Origin of the sequence: Thermomonas sp. (assembly GCF_020850895.1) — a bacterium.
GTDB lineage: Bacteria > Pseudomonadota > Gammaproteobacteria > Xanthomonadales > Xanthomonadaceae > Thermomonas.
This window is the reverse complement of sequence record NZ_JADZDS010000142.1, coordinates 1-4,193: the sequence shown is the minus strand read 5'-3', so window position 1 is coordinate 4,193 and position 4,193 is coordinate 1. Positions and strand designations below refer to the sequence as shown.

Here is a 4,193-nt window from a genome sequence, read left to right as displayed (position 1 = left end):
CGGCCAATGACTTGAACGCTTCGATGTACTTTTGCGCGATGAAGTAGTTGATCGCCTGCACGTTGCCGCCGGAAATCGCGTCCGACACCATCTGGGTGGCCTTGGCTTCGGCCTCGGCCAGGCGCTCGCGTGCTTCAGCCGAACGGAACGCGGCCTCCTTGTTGCCTTCAGCCGACAGGATCGCCGATTGCTTTTCGCCTTCCGCGCGCAGGATCTGCGACTGCCGCAGGCCTTCGGCTTCGAGGATGTTGGCACGCTTTTCGCGCTCGGCCTTCATCTGTCGCGCCATCGAATCGACCAAGTCGCGCGGCGGCTGGATGTCCTTGAGCTCGATGCGGTTGACCTTGATGCCCCAGGGATGGGTGGCCTCGTCGACCGCGTGCAGCACCTTGGTATTGATTTCGTCGCGCTTGGACAGCGATTCGTCGAGATCCATCGAGCCGATCGCGGTGCGGATATTGGTCATCACCAGGTTGAGGATGGCCACTTCCAGCTGGGCGACTTCATACGCGGCCTTGGCGGCATCGAGCACCTGGAAATAGACCACGCCGTCAACCTTGACCACGGCGTTGTCCTTGGTGATGACGTCCTGGCTGGGTACGTCCATCACCTGTTCCATCATGTTGATCTTGCGACCGACGCCGTACATGATCGGCATCAGGAAGTGCAGGCCCGGGCCCATGGTGTGGGTGTACTTGCCGAAGCGTTCGACCGTCCATTCGTAGCCCTGCGGCACCATCCGCACGGTCTTGAACAGCAGGATCACGCCTGCCAGCAGCAGGATCATTGCAAGAAAAACAGCCATCGATGCTCTCCGGTTGACGGGGCGAGTATAAGCCCGATTTTTCCCGGTAAACGTCGCCTGCGCGCAGGAACGGCCGGGGCAACGCAGCGCCCCGCCGGATCACGCTGCCGCAGCTGCAGGCCGGCGACGCGGGCCGCGAGCCCTCCTGCTGCACTACCACTCCACCTGCAACGAAACCGCGAGGCTGCGACCGGGCGCGGTATAGCGATCCAGTACCGCGCTGGTGGAACCGGCCAGTGGCACGTCACCGGCCGCCCAATAATGGCGATCAGTAAGATTGCGCAGGCTGGCGTTGAGCTTCAGGTGCGCACCGAGCTTCCAGTGCGCGTACAGGTCGAACACGCCATGGCCCGGTGACACGAAATAGGAGGTGCCCGCCGGTGGCGTCGGCATCCGATCGCGACGGCCGGCCAAGCGCCCGGCCAACTCCACGCCCCAGTCGTCCGCGTCATACGCCAGCCCCAGCGTGGCGGTGAACGGATCGACCGACTCCAAAGGCTCGCCCGCCGTGTGGTCTTCCCCGCGCGACCACGCCGCCGCACCGCGCAGCGACCAGCCCGCCAGCACCGGCGACAAGGCAGCCAGTTCCAGCCCCGCCTTCAATTCGACACCGTGGATGCGCGCATCGGCCACGTTCTGCGATTGATAGACCATCAGGCCCTGCTGGTTGAAGCCGACGAACACAAACGATTCGATGAAATCGCGATAGCGGTTGTCGTAGGCGCTCAGGCTGGCGTAGGCATTCTGGCCGGAATAGCGCAGGCCCAGTTCGAAGCCGTTGCTGGTTTCCGGTTTGAGGTTGGGGTTGGAGATTGCGGTGTAGCCGAACATCACATTGGTGAAACCGATGTTGACGTCGGCATACGGCGCTGAGCGGAAGCCACGCGCGTAGCCTCCGAACAGCGACCAGTCCTCGTTGAAGTGCCAGACCATGCCGAGCTTGGGCGAGACGCTGGTCTTGCCGAGGCCACTGAGCACCACGCCGGGATTGTCGCCGGCGAAGATCGCATCCATGTGCGGCGTCAGCTGGTAGCGATCCACCCGCAGCGCCGGCACCAGCCGCAGCGCGCCGCCCAGCAGGCTGATCTCGTCCTGAAGGTAGGCCGCCGTAATGGTGGTGGTGCTGAGCGGGAAATCGCGCACCGGGTAGTGATCCGGCGGCATGTTCGGGGTGCTGGCGCCGGTCAGCGGGAAGCTGCGCAGGCCATCGCGGCGCTGCCCGGTGTCGGTGCGCGCGATCTCCAGGCCCCAGGCCAGGTCATGCTGGACGCTGCCGGCGTCCACGGTCTTGCGGAAGTTCAGCTGCAGGCCGCGCACGCGCTGGTCGAAATGGAACCAGCGTTCGCGCACATCCTGCAGGGTGGGCGGCGGCAGGGTGCGCGCCTCGATCGTGTATTGGGTGGTGCTGCTGCGCTGGATGTAGGCCTGCCAGTCGATGCTGTCGGCAAATGCACTCTCCAAGTCGATCCGGTGTTCCAGCGAGACCCGCGTGCGGCGCTGCTGGTCGATGGCACCGACATGGGTATTGGTGGCGCCGGTCATCGGCTGCACGCCCATCGAGGTCAGCATGTCGGTATCGGCGCTGTCGTCGCTGCCTTCCAGCGTCAGGGTGAAACGCTGGCTGGCGCTGGGCGCGTACACCCATTTGCCAAGCACGCTGCGACCGCTGCGATCCTGCGGATTGGGCCGGGTGCGGGCAGCGCCGACGCCATCGACCTCGCCCTGATTGCGCGTCTCATGCCCCTGCCGATGGCTCACCGCCAGCAGGCCCGACCAACGCTGGCCGCCGAAGGCCGCCGTCAGCCCGGTCGAGAATCCGTTCCATTCGCCGTCGTAGCCGAGCTTGAGACCGAAGTAGGACGTCTTGCCCGCTTGCAGGTAGTCCGCCGGATCCTTGGTGACGAAGGAGACGGTGCCGCCGAGGGCATCGGAGCCGTACATCGAACTGGTCGGGCCGCGCACGACTTCCACCCGCTTGAGCGTGTCGAGATCGACGAAATTGCGGTTGGCATTGGAGAAGCTGCCGATGCTGAACGCATCGGGCACCGCGATGCCGTCGGTCTGGATGCGCACGCGATTGCCGCCCAGCCCGCGGATGCGGATGTCGCCGATGCCGAAGCGGCCGAAGCTGCTGCCGACGCTGATGCCGGGTTCGTAGCGGAACAGGTCTTTCAGGTTGTCGACCAACAGCTCATCCATGCGCTTGCGGTCGATCTCGTCCACCGTGTTGGGGACATCGATCAGCGCGCGTTCGCTGCGGGTGGCGGTGACGACCACGCGCTCGAACACTTTGACATCGCCGTCAACTCCTGCCTCTGTTTCGGCGGCGGTGGGCCCGGCCTGGGCACGGGCTTGGGACGATGCGGCGAGTACGGCGAGCAGGGCAAAGGCCAGCGGGTGCGAGCGCATGGGACATCCATTGAAGGAGGTTGTCTGCTGGCTCGCGCGGGCGCTGGCTGGCGTGGGGACCGGCGCGCAGGCGCCGGCTGGGTCATTTGGTGAGGATCAATTTGCCGTTGCGGGTGTGACGCAGGCGGTAGATCTCATCGCCGTGGCGGATCAGCACTTCGCACTGGCCGCGCAGCAACTGGCCGCTTTCCAGACACCGGAGCGGCGGACCGGACGGGGTCGGAACGGACTTGGCCGGTGGATCGGACACCGGCGCAAACGGTTGGGCTGCGATCATGCAAAGCTCGGGACGAAGCCATCGTCGATATGGTAATGATTCTCATTATCTAGTCAACTCGGCGCCGCGTGCTTCAATACGCGCTCTCTTCCTCCGGGGAGTAGCCCGCCCCGGCGCGATGCCGGGGCCCGCGCGTCAACACACTTGGCCGGCAGGCCGTGGCGCGCAGCGGTGCTTTCGAACATCCGTTCAACGCAACGCGGGCAAGACCGAAGGCAGGCGACGCGCACCCGACCGGGCGACGCGGCGTTTGCCTTCGCGTCCTTCGCGAATGCGCCCGGCCCGGAGCCTCCATGGTCAATCTCCTGCTCGTTTCTGCCGGCACCGTGGCGCTGGCCGAGATCGGCGACAAGACCCAATTGCTGGCCCTGTTGCTGGCCGCCCGATTTCGCAAGCCCTGGCCCATCGTGGCCGGCATTCTCGCGTCCACCCTGCTCAACCACGCGCTCGCCGGTTGGCTGGGCGCCCTGGTCGCGCATTGGCTGACCCCACAAGTTCTGCGCTGGAGCGTCGCCGCCAGCTTCATCGGCATCGCGTTGTGGACGCTGAAGCCGGACACGCTGGACGAGGACGAGGCATTGCCGGCGCACGGCGCCTTCATCGCCACCGTCATCGCGTTCTTCATCGCCGAGATCGGCGACAAGACGCAAGTGGCGACGATCCTGCTGGCGGCGAACTATTCACCCCTGTGGCAAGTCGTCG

Annotated in this window: 3 protein-coding genes and 1 pseudogene; 1 reads left to right on the top strand and 3 read right to left on the bottom strand. The window is 65.4% G+C overall.

The genetic code is table 11. The features are described 5' to 3' along the window. The 3 genes and pseudogenes from IT472_RS12020 to IT472_RS12010 all read right to left on the bottom strand — a co-directional run. A partial coding sequence (locus IT472_RS12020) for an SPFH domain-containing protein (RefSeq protein ID WP_297181849.1) occupies positions 1-805 on the bottom strand: 805 nt, incomplete at its 3' end. Between the two features lie 153 nt (positions 806-958). Next, positions 959-3,214, bottom strand: coding sequence for a TonB-dependent hemoglobin/transferrin/lactoferrin family receptor (locus IT472_RS12015; protein ID WP_297181848.1), 2,256 nt, complete (start codon positions 3,212-3,214; stop codon positions 959-961). A gap of 82 nt (positions 3,215-3,296) precedes the next feature. Continuing rightward, a pseudogene (locus IT472_RS12010) lies at positions 3,297-3,407 on the bottom strand (hemin uptake protein HemP); the annotation flags it as partial. A gap of 377 nt (positions 3,408-3,784) precedes the next feature. On the opposite strand from IT472_RS12010, the gene IT472_RS12005 reads away from it, so the two are divergent. Next, the coding region (locus IT472_RS12005; RefSeq protein WP_297181847.1) for a TMEM165/GDT1 family protein at positions 3,785-4,193 on the top strand (409 nt) is incomplete at its 3' end.

Excerpts from the sequence above, each read along its gene's own strand:
- IT472_RS12015 (WP_297181848.1), bottom strand. The coding sequence starts at position 3,214 with ATGCGCTCGCACCCGCTGGCCTTTGCCCTGCTCGCCGTACTCGCCGCA.